Source organism: Mesorhizobium sp. M1342 (assembly GCF_040317955.1).
GTDB lineage: Bacteria > Pseudomonadota > Alphaproteobacteria > Rhizobiales > Rhizobiaceae > Mesorhizobium.
The window spans coordinates 1-16,554 of sequence record NZ_JAMYLI010000028.1; the positions used below are offsets into that span (position 1 = coordinate 1).

Annotated in this window: 14 protein-coding genes; 10 read left to right on the forward strand and 4 right to left on the reverse strand. The window is 63.9% G+C overall.

Features of this window, described 5'->3' with window-relative positions:
* Positions 1-134: 134 nt before the first annotated feature.
* Genes nikC through NKH06_RS25265 form a run of 4 tightly spaced genes read left to right on the forward strand, consistent with a single transcriptional unit; the run spans position 135 to position 3,032 of the window.
* The gene (nikC, locus tag NKH06_RS25250) at positions 135-1,061 is read left to right on the forward strand and encodes a nickel transporter permease (protein WP_023811431.1); all 927 of its coding nucleotides are present in this window, start codon (positions 135-137) and stop codon (positions 1,059-1,061) included.
* A complete protein-coding gene (locus NKH06_RS25255; RefSeq protein ID WP_031213315.1) occupies positions 1,058-1,903 on the forward strand; it encodes an ABC transporter ATP-binding protein in 846 nt (281 codons plus the stop codon). The genes nikC and NKH06_RS25255 overlap by 4 nt, the downstream gene beginning before the upstream one ends.
* Positions 1,900-2,649 (forward strand): ABC transporter ATP-binding protein, encoded by a 750-nt coding sequence (locus tag NKH06_RS25260; RefSeq protein ID WP_352719681.1) that lies wholly within the window; start codon positions 1,900-1,902, stop codon positions 2,647-2,649. The genes NKH06_RS25255 and NKH06_RS25260 overlap by 4 nt, the downstream gene beginning before the upstream one ends.
* 44 nt (positions 2,650-2,693) lie before the next feature.
* Entirely contained in the window at positions 2,694-3,032 is a 339-nt protein-coding gene (locus NKH06_RS25265) for a hypothetical protein (protein ID WP_128304325.1), read from the forward strand.
* A gap of 12 nt (positions 3,033-3,044) precedes the next feature.
* Here NKH06_RS25265 and NKH06_RS25270 read toward each other — a convergent pair whose 3' ends face one another.
* Genes NKH06_RS25270 through NKH06_RS25280 form a run of 3 tightly spaced genes read right to left on the reverse strand, consistent with a single transcriptional unit; the run spans position 3,045 to position 8,352 of the window.
* Positions 3,045-6,140 (reverse strand): efflux RND transporter permease subunit, encoded by a 3,096-nt coding sequence (locus tag NKH06_RS25270; protein ID WP_352719683.1) that lies wholly within the window; start codon positions 6,138-6,140, stop codon positions 3,045-3,047.
* Complete coding sequence (locus NKH06_RS25275; protein ID WP_352719685.1) at positions 6,137-7,216, reverse strand: efflux RND transporter periplasmic adaptor subunit; 1,080 nt, start codon at positions 7,214-7,216, stop codon at positions 6,137-6,139. The genes NKH06_RS25270 and NKH06_RS25275 overlap by 4 nt, the downstream gene beginning before the upstream one ends.
* The gene (locus NKH06_RS25280; RefSeq protein WP_023811425.1) at positions 7,213-8,352 is read right to left on the reverse strand and encodes an efflux RND transporter periplasmic adaptor subunit; all 1,140 of its coding nucleotides are present in this window, start codon (positions 8,350-8,352) and stop codon (positions 7,213-7,215) included. The genes NKH06_RS25275 and NKH06_RS25280 overlap by 4 nt, the downstream gene beginning before the upstream one ends.
* Before the next feature lie 243 nt (positions 8,353-8,595).
* Here NKH06_RS25280 and NKH06_RS25285 point away from each other — a divergent pair, with 243 nt between their 5' ends.
* Entirely contained in the window at positions 8,596-9,873 is a 1,278-nt protein-coding gene (locus NKH06_RS25285; RefSeq protein ID WP_352610760.1) for a 4-aminobutyrate--2-oxoglutarate transaminase, read from the forward strand.
* Positions 9,874-9,988: 115 nt separating this feature from the next.
* On the opposite strand, the gene NKH06_RS25290 is transcribed toward NKH06_RS25285, so the two are convergent.
* Complete coding sequence (locus NKH06_RS25290; protein WP_352610759.1) at positions 9,989-11,242, reverse strand: NAD(P)/FAD-dependent oxidoreductase; 1,254 nt, start codon at positions 11,240-11,242, stop codon at positions 9,989-9,991.
* A gap of 432 nt (positions 11,243-11,674) precedes the next feature.
* On the opposite strand from NKH06_RS25290, the gene NKH06_RS25295 reads away from it, so the two are divergent.
* From NKH06_RS25295 to NKH06_RS25315, 5 genes are all read left to right on the forward strand, one after another.
* Positions 11,675-12,964, forward strand: coding sequence for an imelysin family protein (locus NKH06_RS25295; RefSeq protein ID WP_352894471.1), 1,290 nt, complete (start codon positions 11,675-11,677; stop codon positions 12,962-12,964).
* 114 nt (positions 12,965-13,078) lie between these two features.
* A complete protein-coding gene (locus NKH06_RS25300; RefSeq protein ID WP_023811421.1) occupies positions 13,079-13,390 on the forward strand; it encodes a (2Fe-2S)-binding protein in 312 nt (103 codons plus the stop codon).
* Entirely contained in the window at positions 13,356-13,841 is a 486-nt protein-coding gene (gene bfr / locus NKH06_RS25305; protein WP_013527914.1) for a bacterioferritin, read from the forward strand. The genes NKH06_RS25300 and bfr overlap by 35 nt, the downstream gene beginning before the upstream one ends.
* A 12-nt stretch (positions 13,842-13,853) precedes the next feature.
* The gene (locus tag NKH06_RS25310; protein ID WP_352894475.1) at positions 13,854-15,455 is read left to right on the forward strand and encodes a di-heme oxidoreductase family protein; all 1,602 of its coding nucleotides are present in this window, start codon (positions 13,854-13,856) and stop codon (positions 15,453-15,455) included.
* Positions 15,455-16,534: an imelysin family protein gene (locus NKH06_RS25315; protein ID WP_352894476.1), complete on the forward strand. Its 1,080-nt coding sequence runs from the start codon at positions 15,455-15,457 to the stop codon at positions 16,532-16,534. Before NKH06_RS25310 ends, NKH06_RS25315 begins: the two co-directional genes overlap by 1 nt.
* Positions 16,535-16,554: the final 20 nt, after the last annotated feature.

Here is a 16,554-nt window from a genome sequence, read left to right on the forward strand (position 1 = left end):
GCCAAGCCAAGGTCCGGGCGGCCGCCCGGACCTTGGCTCAATCGCTCTAATCCCACGAAATCTCTCTCGTGTAGATACAAGGTGGTCTGCGAAGCAGGCCGGAGTGGGGGTCGACAGCTCCAAGAGGCATCATCATGACCGCCTCCGACGCCCGTCCTCTCTCTCGTCGCGACTGGCTGCTCAGCGAGCGGCCGGCCTCGCGCACCCAGGCGAGGCTCGGCCGCGCCTATGTGGCGTGGCGGCGCTTTTCCGCCAACCGGCTGGCCTTTCTCGGCCTGCTCATTATCATTGCCTTGCTGATCGTTGCCGCCCTTGCCGGTGTGCTGGCGCCTTATTCTCCGACGTTCGGCGACCTGAAGAACGCGCGCCTGCTGGCGCCGAGCACCGAGCACTGGTTTGGCACCGACGATCTCGGCCGCGATATCCTGTCGCGCATCCTCTACGGCTCGCGCTGGACCCTTTATGTGGTCATCCTGGTCGCCATCATCGCGGCACCGATCGGCCTTCTGGTCGGCACGGTGGCCGGCTATGCCGGCGGCTGGACCGATGCCATCCTGATGCGCATCACCGACATCTTTCTCGCCTTTCCCAAGCTGATCCTGGCGCTGGCGTTTGTTGCAGCACTTGGCCCCGGCATCGAGAATGCGGTGCTGGCCATCGCCATCACCTCATGGCCGCCCTATGCCCGCATCGCGCGGGCAGAGACGCTGACGGTGCGCAATTCCGATTACATCAAGGCGGTGCAGCTGATGGGCGCCTCGCCCTTCCGCATCGTGCTGCGCCATATCATGCCGCTTTGCATTTCGTCCCTGATCGTCAGGGTGACGCTCGACATGGCCGGCATCATCCTGACCGCCGCCGGGCTCGGTTTCCTCGGCCTCGGCGCGCAACCGCCGCTGCCGGAATGGGGCACGATGATCGCGTCGGGGCGCCGCTTCGTGCTCGACCAGTGGTGGGTGGCCGGTGCGCCGGGCTTCGCCATCCTCATCGTCAGCCTCGGCTTCAACCTGCTCGGCGACGGCCTGCGCGACGCGCTCGATCCCCGCAGTGGTGACCAATGAGCAGGGAAACGAAGACGCTGCTCGAGGTCGACGATTTGCGCGTCACCTTCCCGACCCGCACCGGGCTGATCGAGGCGGTTCGCGGCGTCTCCTTCTCGCTCGGCCGCGAACGGCTCGGCATCGTCGGAGAATCCGGCTCCGGCAAATCGCAGACCGGCCGCGCCATCATGGGCCTGACGCCGCCGCAGGCGCGGATATCGGCCAACAAGCTCGCCTTCGACGGCATCGACCTGCTCAGCGTCTCGCCGCGCGAACGCCGGGCGCTGCGCGGCAAGCGCATCGCCATGATCCTGCAGGATCCGAAATACTCGCTCGACCCGGTGATGAGCATCGGCCGCCAGATCGTCGAAACGCTGCGCACGCATGAAAAGGTCGGCAAGGCCGAGGCGCGCGACCGCGCATTGGCCATGCTGGAGGCGGTGCAGATCCGTGATCCCTCTCGCGTCTTCAACCTGCATCCGCATGAAGTGTCCGGCGGCATGGGCCAGCGCGCCATGATCGCCATGATGCTGATCGCCGGTCCGGAAATGATGATCGCCGACGAGCCGACCTCGGCGCTCGACGTCACCGTGCAGCTTGATGTGCTCGGCATTCTCGACCGGCTGGTCAGTGAGCGCGGCATGGGGCTGATCTTCATCTCGCACGATCTGCGCCTGGTCTCATCCTTCTGCGACCGCGTCATCGTCATGTATGCCGGCAAGGTGGTCGAGCAGCTCAAGGCGTCCGAACTCGGCCATGCCCAGCATCCCTACACGCGCGGCTTGCTCAATTGCATGCCCAAGATCGGTGCCGACCGCCACCCGCTGCCGGTGCTCGACCGCAAGCCGGAGTGGGCGGCATGACTTCTGCGATTGCCGTCGACAGGCTGGAAGTGATCTTCGACCGTTTTCGCGCACTGAAGGGCGTCAGCCTCGACGTGCAGCCGGGTGAATCCTTTGGCCTGGTCGGTGAATCCGGCTCCGGCAAATCGACGCTGCTTCGGGCCATCGCCGGCCTTGCGCCGGTCGCATCGGGCAGCATCGCCGTCAACGGCAAGACGCTCGGGCCACGCCGCGACAAGGCCTTCTACCGCAAAGTGCAGATGGTCTTTCAGGATCCGTACGGCTCGCTGCACCCGCGCCAGACCGTCGACCGCCTGCTGCAGGAGCCGCTTGCCATCCACGGCTTCGCCGATGGCGAAAAGCGCATCCAGCGGGCGCTCGACGAGGTCGGGCTGGGAAACGGCTTTCGCTTCCGCTATTCGCACCAACTATCGGGCGGCCAGCGCCAGCGCGTGGCGATTGCCCGTGCCCTGATCCTCGAACCTTCGATCCTGCTGCTCGACGAGCCGACCTCGGCGCTCGATGCCTCGGTGCAGGCGGAAGTGCTCAACCTGTTGGAAGAGGTACGCAAGCGGCGCAAGCTGACCTTCCTGATGGTCAGCCACGACCTCGCCATCATCACCCATATGTGCGAGCGGCTGATGGTGATGCAAAGCGGCGAGGCGGTTGAGAACCTGGCGGCGGCGGATCTCGTCGAACGTCGCGTGACGAAGGACTATACTCGCAACCTGCTGAGAGCGAGCGACGGGTTTGTGAGAACCGCCTGAATTCGTCTTCCTGTGTGCAGAACCAACCGTCTTCAGGGATTCCGATGGAGGAATGGAAGTTTGCGGATCCGCCCAACCTCGCGGTGTTGTCGGACAAGAGCCTATTTAAACGTGGCGACTGGATCGCATACGTTGTGCATGAAGATGACGACGACGACAGCTACAACGACGAAGGTGGCAGTTGGCAATTCTACAGCAGCGACACTCGAGATTGGGATGAACGCGAGGTAATGCTCGTAGGCCTGCAAGAGGTGGTTCAACTGGATGAAACCATCGTGGAGTTGGCCGATTTGCCGAAAGGTTGGCATGCCTGGCGCACCTCAAAATCGTCGCCGTGGCAACGCGCCAAGTCACGCCCCGTACCCTCCAACGACAACGAATGACCCGGCAAAGCCTTAAGTCTGAGCTTGCACCGGTTCGCCGCTCTCCACGGGTAGCTCTTCCTGGGCTTTCGGCTCCTTGATCCTGAACCACGTCACATAAAGCGCTGGCAGGAACAGCAGCGTGATCGCCGTGCCGGCGATGATGCCGCCCATCATGGCATAGGCCATCGGGCCCCAGAACACTTCGCGCGCGATCGGGATCAGGGCGAGACTTGCGGCCGCCGCCGTCAGCGCGATTGGCCGCATGCGGTGTTCCGTCGCCTCTATGACGGCCGCCCAGCGGTCCTTGCCTTCCCGGACGAGATCCTCGATCTGCACGATCAGGATGACCGAGTTGCGGATCAGGATGCCGATCAGCGCCAGCACGCCGAGGATGGCGACGAAGCCGAGCGGCGCGCCGCTCGGCACCAGGGCCGCCACAACGCCGATCAGGCCGAGCGGCGCCACCGCCACCACCAGGAACAGGCGCTGGAAACTCTGCAATTGCACCATCAGGATCGTCGCCATGACGAACAGCATCAACGGCACGACGGCGGCGATCGGTCCTTGGCTTTTGGCACTCTCCTCGACCGAGCCGGCGGTGGCGATCGAATAGCCCGGCGGTAGCTTGGCGGTGAAGGCATCGACCGACGGCTTCAATTCGTTGACGACGGTGGCCGGCAGCACGTCGCCGACCAGTCCGGCGCGCACGGTGATGGTCGGGATGCGGTCGCGTCGCCACACCGTTGGCTGCTCCAGATCGTAGCGGAAGTTGGCGACGGCCGCGAGCGGGATCGCCTCGCCGGTACTGGTCGGCAGCTGCATGTTCTGCAACGTTTCGATCGAGCCGCGTTCGGACCCACGCGAGCGCGCCACGACATTGATCAGGTAGGTGGCGTCACGCACCTGCGTGATGGTAGCGCCGCCGACGGTGCTGTTGAGCGCGCTGGCGATGTCGGAAGAGGTGATGCCAAGCTGGCGTGCCTTGTCCTGCAGCACGTCGACCCTCAGCACGCGTTGCGGCTCGTTCCAGTCGAAGGTAGGCGCGGCAAGCTTTGGATTGGCGGAGATGACACCGGCGAATTGCTGCGCCAGTTCGCGCACCGTCTGGATGTCGGGACCGCCGATGCGATACTGCACCGGGCGGCCGACCGGGGGCCCGAGTTCGAGCGGCTTGACGAAGGCGTCGGTGCCGACGAACTCCTCGCGCAGCAGTTTTTCAAGCGCCGGCTTGACCCGGTTGCGGGCCGCGATGCTCTTGGTGACGATGACGGTCTGGCCGAAATAGGGGTTGGCCGGCTGCACGTCATAGGCGAGCACGAAACGCACCGCGCCCTGGCCGATATAGGACGAAAAATGGTCGATGTCGGGATTGCCGACCAGCGCCCGCTGCTCGAACCGCTCCATCTGGTCGCGCGTATCGGCGATCGAGGCATTCTGCGGCAGGTTCCAGTCGACGATCAGCTCCGGCCGGTCCGATGGCGGAAAGAACTGCTGCTGCACCAGCCCGAAGCCGGCGATCGAGCCGGCAAACAAAAGCACGGTGACGATGATGGTCAGCCAGTGATGGCGCACCGAGCCGACAAGCACGCGCCGGAAAAGCGAGGTGAAGCGGCCGGGCTGGTCGTGATGCTTGGTTTTCATCGTCGCCGGCAGGATGGTGACGCCGAGCAGTGGCGCAAACAGCACCGCCACGACCCATGACACCAGCAGCGAAACGGCGATGACCACGAACAGGGTGAAGGTATATTCGCCGGCGGCGCTGTTGTTGAGGCCGATCGGGATGAAGCCGGCGACCGTCACCAGCGTACCGGTCAGCATCGGAAAGGCGGTCGATGTGTAGACATAAGTCGCCGCCTTGCGCAGATTGTCGCCGACCTCCAGCCGCGCCACCATCATCTCGACCGCGATCATCGCGTCGTCGACCAGAAGCCCGAGCGCGATGATCAGCGCACCCAGGGAAATTCGCTGCAGCGAAATGCCGAGATAGGCCATGACCGTGAAGGTGATGGCCAGCACCAGCGGGATCGACAGCGCCACGACGAAGCCGGCGCGCATGCCGAGGCTGATGAACGACACCGCGAGCACGATGGCGACCGCCTCGAACAGCGCGCGCGTAAAGCCCGAGACGGCCTCCTCGACAATGACCGGCTGGTCGGCCACCAGATGCACGCCGACACCGACCGGCAGGTCGGCCAGCACCTTGTCCATCTCCTTGTGCAGCGCCTCGCCGAATTCGAGCAGGTTGGCGTTGGGTTTCATGCCGATGGCGAGCCCGATCGCGTCCTGGCCGTTGAAGCGGAATAGCGCCGTAGGCGGATCGACATAGCCGCGCGTGATCGTCGCCACGTCGCTGAGGCGGAAGAAGCGGTCATTGACGCGCAGATTGATGGCGCGCAGGCTGTCCTCGGAGGTGAACTGCCCGCCGACACGCACGCTGATGCGCTCCGGCCCGGACTGAATGAGGCCGGACGGCGTAATCGCGTTCTGCGCCTGCAGGCTCGCCACGATCGCTTGCTGGTTGAGGCCGAGGGCGGCGATCTGGCGGGTCGAGAATTCGAGATAGATCGCCTCGTCCTGGGCGCCGACCAGGTCGACCTTGCCGGCGTTGGGCACGGTCAGGATTTTTGTTCTGGTGTCCTCGACATAGTCGCGCAACTGGCGCGGCGTCAGCCCGTCCGATGTGAAGGCGTAGATGTTGCCATAGACGTCGCCGAAGCGGTCGTTGAAGAACGGTCCCTGCACCCCCTGCGGAAACTGCGCCCCGATGTCGTTGACCATGTTGCGCACCTGAATCCAGTTCGGCACGACATCGCGTGCCTTGGTGGTGTCCTTCAGGTTGACGAAGATGACGGTCTGGCCGGCCGTGGTGACGGACTTGGTGTAGTCGAGGCTGTCGAGTTCCTCGAGTTTCTTCTCGATACGGTCGGTCACCTGCTGCACGGTTTCCTTGACCGAGGCGCCCGGCCAGTTGGCCTGGATGATCATCGTCTTGATGGTGAAGTTGGGGTCTTCTTCACGGCCGAGATTGAGGTAGGAGAACACGCCAGCCACGACGAAGACCAGCATAAAATACCAGACCATGGAGCGGTGGTTGAGCGCCCAGTCGGAGAGATTGAAGCCTTTCATGAGGCGCCTCCCTCGAGCACTTTCACCTTCTGGCCTTCGCTCAGGCTGTGGACGCCCGCCGTGACGACACGCATGCCCGCGTCAAGCCCTTCGGCCACGGTGAAGATAACGCCATTCTTCGACGCGATCTTGATGTCGCGTGCGTTCACGCTGGATGTCTGCGGGTCGACGATCCACACTTTCGCGGAACCGTTCTTTTCGAACAGCGCCGACATCGGCAGTTCGATCGTCGGTGCCACCTTGGTCACGCGGGTCGCCGTTACCGTCGAGCCGAGCCGGAAGGCCTGTGGCGGATCCGTGAGCGTCAGCTTGACGCGCCGCGTGCGGGTCGAGCCCTCGGATTGCGGTGCGATCTCGCGCAGCTTGGCCCCGGTCTGGATCGTCGGCAGCGACTGCAGGATCACCTGGAAGGGCGTGCCGGCCTCAAGATCACCGGTCAATTGATCGGGAATGTCGACCACCGCCTCGCGCAGGTCCGAACGCGCCACGGTGACGACGGTCTGGCCGGGCGAGACCGTCTGGCCAACTTCGGCGCCGACCGCGGTGACGACACCGTCGAAATCAGAGAACAGCCTGGCATAGCCGAGCTGCTCCTGCGATTTGGCAAGCGAAGCCTTGGCCCGCTCGACACCTGCCTCCGCAGCTTTGCGCGCCTGCTGCGCGGCATCGAAGACAGCTTGCGTGGCGTTGGCCGAGGCGAGCAACTGGCGCTGCCGTTCCTCGCTGGCGGCGGCGTTGGCGAGCTGCGCCTCGGCATTGGACAGTTCCGCCTTGGCCGCCTGGAGGCCCAACTCCAGCGCGGTCGGATCGAGTGCCGCTATCGTCGTGCCCTTGCTGACGATGTCGCCGACCTGGACGTCGCGCGAGACGACCCGGCCAAGCAGGCGGAAGGCCAGGTCGGCGCTGACCTGCGGTTCGACGGATCCGGCAAAACCGAAGATTTGCGTGGTGCGCGGCTCGATCACCATCGACAGCACCGGTCGGATGATCTCTGGCGGCTTTTCCTCCGACTTGGAGCAGGATGCCAGCGCGCCGAGCATGAGCACGCCGAGCAGGATGCGTGGCGTTCGGCTCATTGGCCCGCTCCCGATATTTCGATCGTCTGTCCAGGGCTGAGCAGCTGTCCTCCAGCGGTGACGACGCTCTGGCCCGCGTCCAGCCCCTTGGCGATCACGACCGTGCCCGAATTGAACGCCAGCACTTCGACCGGCGCCATCGTCACCGCCTTGGTCGAGGGATCGACGATCCAGACCGCCGGCTTGCCGCCGCTGGACGTCAGCGCCTGCCAAGGCAGCAGGATCGCCTTCGCCGGTTTGGCGCTTACCGAGCCGATGACGGCTGCCCCCAGCGGCATGCCGGCGGGCGTGTCGGGAATGGCGACTTTGACCCGGATCGAGCCCGAAGCCGGGTCGACCGCAGGCGAGATTTCGCGGACCTTGCCCGTCGCCCTGACCTGCGGATCGGACAACAGCGTGATCGTCACCGCAGGCGATGCCGGTGTCTTGGCGATCAGCGTCTCCTGCACGTTGAATACCGCGTCGCGGTCCCCGTCCTCGGCGACGGTGAAGACGGTTTGCGCGGCTTGCACCACTTGGCCGGTTTCGACTTGGCGGGCGGTAATCACGCCGGCGGCACCGGCCTTGAGTTCGGTGAAGGACAGGTTTTGCTGGGCGTTGGAGAAAGCGCTCTGCGCGGCATCGACGCTGCCTTGTGCCATCTTCAGGGCCTGGTCCGCGGCGTCATAATCGCGCCTGGTGGTGAAACCCTGGGCGAGCAGCGTCTTCTGCCGTTCGAAGGCGGCGGCGGACTGGGTCAATTGCGCCTGTGCCGCGTCGAGATCGGCCTGCGCCGAGCGCAAATCGGATTCCTGCTCCTGCGGATCGATCCGGGCAAGCACCGTGCCTTGATCGACATGCTGGCCGACATCGACAAACCGTTCGGCGACGCGACCGCCGACCCGGAACGACAGATTGTTCAGCGTACGCGCCGCGATCACCCCGGTCAGCGAGGTCCTTGGCGCATAGTCGGCCATCGCCACCGTTTCGGTGCGCACCATGATCTGCAGTTTCTTGTCCACCGCTTCCTGCTTCTGGCAGCCGACCAAAAGCAGCGCAGCCGTGCAGGCGAAAAGCGCCGGGGCGGCTGGAAAAGACAAAAGACCGGGAGCTTGGACCGACGGCTGCGAGACGGGCGAAGTCACGTTCCTGCTCATGGGCTCCCCCGGCCGCGGCGGCTCGCTGGTCGCGATGCCTCGTGGACATCCAGAGGATAGTCGATCCCCGGGAAAAGGAAACCGGTCTCGTACGTGTATCGCCTGACTGGTTAAGCGCCGGGATCTGCCCACCGCAGGCCCAATCGCCTGCCGGTGGTGCCGACTTGAGGAAAACGTGAAATAAGGTCAGAAGATGTCTCAACGGCATCAAACAGGACGGGCGCCGGCCCGGTGAGGGATACGATGAAGAATTCAGCCATTTCCGAACGCAAGAACCAATCGATTTCCCGCGGTGTCGGCATGACCACGCAGATCTATGCCGACCGGGCTGAAAATTCGGAAATCTGGGATGTCGAGGGGCGTCGCTATATCGATTTCTCGTCGGGCATCGCCGTCGTCAACACCGGGCATCGCCATCCCAGGGTGATCGAAGCGGTCAAGGCACAACTCGACCGCTTCACCCACACCTGCCACCAGGTGGTGCCCTATGAGAGCTATGTGCGCCTGGCCGAACGGCTGAACGGCATGCTGCCCGGCAAGTTCGAGAAGAAGACGATCTTCGTCACCACCGGGGCGGAGGCGGTAGAGAACGCCATCAAGATCGCCCGCAATGCCACCGGCCGTCAGGCGGTCATCGCCTTCGCCGGCGGTTTCCATGGCCGCACCTTCATGGGCATGGCACTGACCGGCAAGGTCGTGCCCTACAAGGTCGGCTTCGGCGCCATGCCGGGCGATGTCTATCATGCGCCGTTCCCGGTGCCGCTGCACGGTGTCTCGGTCGCCGACTCGCTGGCGGCGCTCGACCGGCTGTTCAAGGCCGATGTCGATCCGGCCCGCGTCGCCGCCATCATCATCGAGCCGGTTCAGGGCGAGGGCGGCTTCTACGAGGCGCCGCGTGACTTCCTGGTTGCGCTGCGCAAGCTTTGCGACCAGCACGGCATGCTGCTGATTGCCGACGAAGTGCAGACCGGCTTTGCCCGCACCGGCAAGATGTTTGCGATGGATCACCATGAGGTGGCGGCTGACATCACCACCATGGCCAAGAGCCTGGCCGGCGGTTTTCCGCTGGCGGCGGTCACCGGCCGCGCCGAAATCATGGATGCGCCCGGCCCCGGCGGGCTAGGCGGCACCTATGGCGGCAGCCCGATCGGCGTTGCCGCCGCGCACGCCGTGCTGGACGTGATCGAGGACGAAAACCTGTGCGACCGCGCCAACACGCTGGGCGCAAGGCTGAAGCAGCGGTTGCAGTCGATCCGCGACGACGTGCCCGAGATCGTCGACATCAGAGGCCTCGGCTTCATGAACGCGGTCGAGTTCAACGACGTCAAGAAGGGCCTGCCGTCGGCCGAGATCGCCAATGCGATCCGGTTGAAGGCGCTCGACAAGGGCCTGATCCTGCTGACCTGCGGTGTCTACGGCAACGTCATCCGCTTCCTGGCGCCGATCACCATCCAGGACGAAGTCATGAACGAAGCACTCGACATCCTGGAAAGCTCGATCCGCGAAGTCTGCGCCGCCTGAACTTCTACCTCCCCCTTGTGGGGAGGTCGGACCGAAGGTCCGGGTGGGGCGCCTCGCGCAGACCCCACCCCGCTGCTTCACAGCGACCCTCCCCACAAGGGAGGGTAAGCGGGGGCTAGCCCGCAGCCCTGGCAGGCTCATCCTGCTGAAACGCGGCCAGCGCCGCCTTCAAACCGTCAGGTCCCTCAGCAACCGTTTCCGGCGTCGGCGAAAAGCCGGCGCCGAGCATCTTGCGGCCAAGCATGTGGTCGCCGGGGCGGTTGACCGATTCGATGCCGAGCAGCCGGTCGCCGGCATAGTGGTAGATCGAGAATTTGTTTTCGGGCAGGTCGCCCAGCACGACATGGCTGTCGCCGCCGGCGGTCAGGCCGACCATCTGCAATTTCATGTCGCCGATGTCCGACCAGAACCATGGCACCGCCGAATAGGCGTCGGTGTGGCCTGATATCGTGCGCGCGGCAAGCCGCGCCTGATCGGTGGCGTTCTGCACCGATTCCAGCCGCACGTCGCCGCCGGTGAACCAGTGACGGTAGGAGGCAGCATCGCCAATGGCAAGAATCTCCGGCATCGACGTGCGCATCTGATGATCGACGCGGATGCCGTTGGCGATGCCGAGGCCTGCAGACTGCGCCAGTTCGACATTCGGCATGGCACCAATGCCGACGATGACCATGCGCGCCGGCAGCCTTTCGCCTGACGAGGTGATGGCGGCCGTGACATGACCGTTTTCGCCATCGAGCCTGGCGATCGAGGTGCCGGTGAGAATGCGCACGCCTGTCGCTTCCAGCCGTTGCCGGACGTGGCTCGCCACCACCGGCGCCACGGCGCGGCCGAGTAGCCGGTCCACGGCCTCCACCACTGTCACCGTGCGGCCGGTGGCCCGCAGTGTGGCTGCTATCTCCAGCCCGATGAAACCGCCGCCGAGGATGACGATTTCGTCGCTTTGCGCGCTGAGGTCGCGGATCAGCCGCGCATCGGCCAGCGAGCGCAGCGACAGCACGCCGGACAGGTCCGAGCCGGGCAACGGCAGGGTGCGCGGGCGCGAGCCGGTCGCCAGGATCAGGTGATCAAAAGCAAGCGCGCCACCGCCTGATATCTCCAGGCTGCGGCGCTCGGCATCGATGCGATCGATCCTGACGCCAGGCCGGTAATCGATGGCGCTGCCGGTGTAAAAGGCCTCGCCGCGCAAGGGTTGCGGCTTGGCCTCGGCATCCTTGATGAAAGTCTTCGACAGCGGCGGCTTGTGATAGGGAAGTTCGTCCTCATCCCCGACGAGGATCACCGGCCCGTCATAGCCGTCTTCGCGCAGACTGGCGGCCGCTTGCACGCCCGCATGACCCGCGCCGACAATGACCACACCGTTCTTCATCGCATTCCAATCCCGCTTCTATCCTAGGATGTCTCGCCAAGTGGCAATTGTCTGGTGCCGCCGCAAGAGAGCTTTTGCGGGTCGCACCCGGAATGGCAGCTGTCAATCGTACAGTTCAACGGCAAGACCGGTGCAGAAAGACGCATAAGTTGACAGTCGTAGTTTAGAATAATTCTAAACTGTTGTTTCAATTGACTTTTCTACGGATTGTCATTGACATCCGACGATGTCGCAGCTTTATGGAAGCTCGCGCGTCAGCGCATCCCTTTAATGTCTGGGCCTTGAACCCTTTCGATTGGAGGCATTTTGGTGTCTTTCTTCCGCGAACCGCGCGCTAGCGCGGCATCTCTTGCGCCCAATGGCCCGCAGATGGCCTGGCGCCGGTTGCTGTGCGCGCCGTTTACAGAATTTCCGAGAAACTGGAGAGTGATTATGACAGCACGATATGGCAGCAGGCTTGCGGCGATCGGCGCCACTGCCCTGCTGACGGCGGCGGTATTCGTGTTGCCGGCAAAGGCGGAAACCGATGCAAAGGCCGTCATCAAGACCTATTCCGACATCGCGCTCGCCAAATATGAGGATTCGCTGACCACCGCGCAGGCGCTCGACAAGGCGGTCGACGCGCTGCTCGCCACGCCATCGGCGGAAACCCTCAACGCTGCCCGTGACGCCTGGAAGGCATCGCGCGTTCCCTACCAGCAGACCGAGGTCTACCGCTTCGGCAGCAAGATCGTCGACGACTGGGAAGGCAAGGTGAATTCCTGGCCGCTGGATGAAGGTTTGATCGACTACGTCGCCAAGAGCTACGGCACCGAATCGGACGCGAATGCGCTCTACACGGCCAATGTGATCGCCAACAAGGAGATCGAGATCAACGGCAAGAAGGTCGATGCATCGAAGCTTTCGCCGGAATTCCTCTCCGGCACGCTGCAGGGAGCCGGCGGCATCGAGGCCAATGTCGCCACCGGCTACCACGCCATCGAATTCCTGCTCTGGGGCCAGGACCTGCATGGCACCGGGCCGGGTGCCGGCGAGCGCCCCTATACCGACTACGACCTCCAGAACTGCACCGGCGGCAATTGCGATCGCCGCGCCGAGTATCTGAAATCGGCCAGCGACCTTCTGGTTTCGGATCTTCAGGAGATGGTCGGCAACTGGAAGGAAGACGGCGCCGCCCGCAAGGCTCTCGTCGATGGCGAGCCGAACACGGCGATCTCGACCATCTTCACCGGCATGGGCTCGCTGTCCTACGGCGAACTGGCCGGCGAGCGCATCAAGCTCGGCCTGCTGCTGCATGATCCGGAAGAGGAGCACGATTGCTTCTCCGACAACACGTACAATTCGCATCTCTACGACGCCATCGGCATTCGCGCGGCCTATCATGCGAGCTACACGCGTCTCGACGGCACCGTCGTTTCGGGTCCCTCGGTGGCCGATATGGTGAAGGCGGCCGATCCGGCGATCGACAAGGAACTGTCTGACAAGCTCGATGTTTCGGTCGCCAAGATGGAGGCGATCAAGGCGCGTGCACTGGCCGGCGAGGCCTATGACCAGCAGATCGCCGAGGGCAACATTGAGGGCAACGCCACCGTGCAGGCGGCGATCGATGCGCTGATCGATCAGACCAAGTCGATTGAGCGCGCCGTCGGCTCCTTGAAGCTCAGCACCATCGCCTTCGAAGGGTCCGATAGCCTCGACGCGCCGGACAAGGTGTTCAAGTAAGGGTCGAAAGACAGGTGACTGATCCGGGAGCCGGAAAACCGGCTCTGGAACGGCCTCCGCTAGAAAATCAAGCCACACGGCGCGGGAGACGCCGTCAGCCAGCCGAGCAAGCCAATGCTGATTTGTCATTGCAATATCATCACCGAGAAGGAGATCGAGCAGACGATCGTCGGGCTGCTGGACCAGGATCCCTGGCAGCTGATCGTGCCGGCGAAGATCTATCATGCCATGCAAAAGCGCGGTCGCTGTTGCGGCTGCTTCCCAAATGTGGTGGAAACGATCATTCGGGTCACCGAAAATTACCACGCCCGCTCGGAGGCGAGCGGCGTGGATGTCGTTTCACACCTGGATCGCGTCAGAGGCCTGCGCGTCCAATACGGGAGCAGAATTCATGAAAGGCGATCCGCAGATCATCGAGCGGCTTAACGAGGCCCTTTTTCTGGAACTCGGGGCCGTCAATCAGTACTGGGTGCATTTCCGTCTGCTTGAGGACTGGGGATACGCCAAGCTGGCAAAGAAGGAGCGGGCGGAATCGATCGAGGAGATGCACCATGCCGACAAACTCGTCGCCCGCATCATCTTCCTCGAAGGCCATCCGAACCTGCAGTCCGTGGCGCCGCTGCGCATCGGGCAGAACGTCAAGGAAGTGCTCGAATCCGACCTTGCCGGCGAATATGACGCACGTACCGCTTACAAGCGTTCGCGCGAAATCTGCAACGACGCCGGCGACTACGTGACGATGAAGCTGTTCGAGGAATTGCTCGCCGACGAGGAGGGCCACATCGACTTTCTCGAGACGCAACTCGACCTGCTTGCCTCGATCGGCGAGGAGAAATACGGCCAGCTCAACGCCGCATCGGCGGACGAGGCGGAGTAAGGGCATGCGGGAATGCGGCGCCTGCTAGAATTCGTGCGCCGCTCGCGGCGGGCCGATGGCTCGCCGTCCCTTCCAAAGACGTCAGCCGGATTGGCGCGTCGGCACTATGTCATGCTCGTGTTGGCACTCACCTCTTCGGCGATGGCGGGTGATATTCAGCCAGCCGGCCTCGCCGTCACGCGCACCGACCTCAATGCGAAGGATCAGGCGCGCGTCATCGCCGTCACCAGGCCGACCACGGATTTTTCCAGGCCAGAGCAGTTCGAACTGATGCAAGGTGGCGCCGGCACGTCCCGAAAGGACGTCAGCCGCGATTCCTTCTCGCAATCCTCGGCCAACATCACCTTCGAGGAAGAGGGCGACTTCAAGCTCGGCAATGCCCTTTTCCGCAAGAATTGGGTCTCGTCGCCATCCTCGACGCAGGCTTCGGACGGGCTCGGCCCGCTGTTCAACGAACGCGCCTGCCAGAACTGCCATCTGAAGGATGGCCGCGGCCGCCCGCCGCAAGGCGACGCCGGCACCACGTCGATGTTCCTTCGGCTGGCCCGCGACGCCAGCAGCGCGCAAGAGAGGGAGGCGCTTGCCGACCACGAGGTGCCTAACTTCCCCGACCCGGTCTATGGCAGGCAATTGCAGGAGCTCGCCGTGCCCGGCCTGCCCGGTGAAGGCGGGATGCACATCGACTATCAGGAACGTAAGGTGGAGCTGACGGACGGCACAGTGATCTCCTTGCGCAAACCGAGCTATTCGGTTGACGGCCTTGGCTACGGGCCGCTTGACCCACGCACCACGCTGTCGCCGCGCCTGACGCCGCCGATGATCGGCCTGGGCCTGATCGAACAGATCGCGCCGGCTGATATTCTCGCCCACGCCGATCCGGACGACAGGGACGGCGACGGCATTTCCGGCAGGCCGAACATCGTGCGCGATGGCTTGAGCGGGGAACTGACGCTCGGCCGCTTCGGCTGGAAGGCGCAGACCGCGTCGATCCGCCAGCAGGCAGCGGATGCCTTTGCCGGCGACATCGGCATCTCGACGCCCGAAGAGCCGAAGCATTGGGGCGATTGCACTGCTGCGGAGGCAAAATGCATCGCCATGCCGAACGGCGTGCAGCAGCGTCTTGGCCCGGTCGAGGCGCCGCCGCCGGTGATGGATCTCGTCACCTTCTATTCGCAGAACCTGGCCGTGCCGGCGCGCCGCGACCTCGACACGCCGCAGGTGCTCATTGGCAAGAAAATCTTCTACGAGATCGGCTGCATCGCCTGCCATACGCCGAAATTCGTCACCCGTCGCGGCACGGCCCACAAGGCGCAGGCCTTCCAACTGATCTGGCCCTATTCCGACTTCCTGCTGCACGACATGGGGCCTGATCTGGCCGACGGCCAGGCCGTGGGAGATGCGACGGGCAATGAATGGCGCACGCCGCCGCTGTGGGGCATCGGTCTGACCGAGACGGTCAACGGCAATTCCTTCTTCCTGCATGACGGGCGCGCGCGCAGCTTGACCGAGGCGATCCTGTGGCATGGCGGCGAGGCGCAGAAAGCGCGCGACCGCTTTGCCGCAGCCAATGCGGCCGACCGCAATGCGCTGCTCAAATTCCTGGAGGCACTGTGATGTTCAAGCGCTCTGCATTGTTTCTCGTTCTTCCGCTGGCTCTGCTGGGCGTCGTCCCGGCGTCGGCGGCGGTCAAAGCCTCCGACATCATCCAGCGGGCGATCGATGGCTTTGTCCGCCCGGCCTATGCCGGCCTGCATCAGCATGCGGAAGCCTTGACGAAAGCGATGCACAAGCTCTGCGAAGCGCCCTCGCAAGGAGAACTCGATGCCGCACGCGCCGAATTCTCCGCCACCGTCTATGCCTGGTCGTCAGCCGAAATCATCGCCTTCGGACCGATCAAGGAGAACAACCGGCTGGAACGCATGCTGTTCTGGCCGGATCGCAAGAGCATCGGCCTGAAACAGGTACAGGCGGCGCTGTCCGACAAGGATCCGACCGCGACCGATCCGGCACAACTGGCTGGCAAGAGCGTTGCCATGCAGGGGCTGGGCGCGCTCGAATTCGTTCTTTACGGCGACGGCGCCGATGCACTTGCCGGCAAGGATGATCCCTACCGCTGCGCTTATGGCACTGCTGTTGCCGGCAACATCGAAACCATGGCCGGCGAGGTCAGCGCCGCCTGGAACAAGCCGGACGGCTTTCCAGCCCTTTGGGCCAATCCGGGGCCGCAGAACCCGCTCTACCGCGACGGCAACGAAGCGGTGACCGAACTGGTCGGCGTCTTCATCAATGAGCTGGAAATGGTCCGCGACGTGCGCCTGAAAGGGTTTTTCGGCGGCAAGCCGGATGCGGACAAGCCGAAACAGGCGATCTACTGGCGCTCGCAAAACACCACCAATTCGCTGGCTGGAAATCTCTCCGGCATCGACACGCTGTTCCAGGCCTCGAAGCTTGGCGACGCCCTGCCGCCCGATGCGCGCTGGATGGCCCAATCGATCCATATCCAATTGGTCAACGGTGTCGCCACCGCAAAGTCCATTCAGGGCCCGATCGACAAGGCGCTCGCCGATCCGACACTGCGTGACAAACTCGACCATTTCGCGCTGATCACCTCCAGCCTGTCGACCTTGATCGGCACCAGGTTGACCGCTGAATTCGGCCTGACCGCCGGCTTCTCGTCGCTGGATGGGGACTGAGCATGACCTTGAGATTGGCC

What these genes read in the sequence shown, in the direction of transcription:
- nikC (WP_023811431.1), top strand. Translation starts at nt 135, where the DNA reads ATGACCGCCTCCGACGCCCGTCCTCTCTCTCGTCGCGACTGGCTGCTC.
- NKH06_RS25255 (WP_031213315.1), top strand. Translation starts at nt 1,058, where the DNA reads ATGAGCAGGGAAACGAAGACGCTGCTCGAGGTCGACGATTTGCGCGTC.
- NKH06_RS25260 (WP_352719681.1), top strand. Translation starts at nt 1,900, where the DNA reads ATGACTTCTGCGATTGCCGTCGACAGGCTGGAAGTGATCTTCGACCGT.
- NKH06_RS25265 (WP_128304325.1), top strand. Translation starts at nt 2,694, where the DNA reads ATGGAGGAATGGAAGTTTGCGGATCCGCCCAACCTCGCGGTGTTGTCG.
- NKH06_RS25270 (WP_352719683.1), bottom strand. Translation starts at nt 6,140, where the DNA reads ATGAAAGGCTTCAATCTCTCCGACTGGGCGCTCAACCACCGCTCCATG.
- NKH06_RS25275 (WP_352719685.1), bottom strand. Translation starts at nt 7,216, where the DNA reads ATGAGCCGAACGCCACGCATCCTGCTCGGCGTGCTCATGCTCGGCGCG.
- NKH06_RS25280 (WP_023811425.1), bottom strand. Translation starts at nt 8,352, where the DNA reads ATGAGCAGGAACGTGACTTCGCCCGTCTCGCAGCCGTCGGTCCAAGCT.
- NKH06_RS25285 (WP_352610760.1), top strand. Translation starts at nt 8,596, where the DNA reads ATGAAGAATTCAGCCATTTCCGAACGCAAGAACCAATCGATTTCCCGC.
- NKH06_RS25290 (WP_352610759.1), bottom strand. Translation starts at nt 11,242, where the DNA reads ATGAAGAACGGTGTGGTCATTGTCGGCGCGGGTCATGCGGGCGTGCAA.
- NKH06_RS25295 (WP_352894471.1), top strand. Translation starts at nt 11,675, where the DNA reads ATGACAGCACGATATGGCAGCAGGCTTGCGGCGATCGGCGCCACTGCC.
- NKH06_RS25300 (WP_023811421.1), top strand. Translation starts at nt 13,079, where the DNA reads ATGCTGATTTGTCATTGCAATATCATCACCGAGAAGGAGATCGAGCAG.
- bfr (WP_013527914.1), top strand. Translation starts at nt 13,356, where the DNA reads ATGAAAGGCGATCCGCAGATCATCGAGCGGCTTAACGAGGCCCTTTTT.
- NKH06_RS25310 (WP_352894475.1), top strand. Translation starts at nt 13,854, where the DNA reads ATGCGGCGCCTGCTAGAATTCGTGCGCCGCTCGCGGCGGGCCGATGGC.
- NKH06_RS25315 (WP_352894476.1), top strand. Translation starts at nt 15,455, where the DNA reads ATGTTCAAGCGCTCTGCATTGTTTCTCGTTCTTCCGCTGGCTCTGCTG.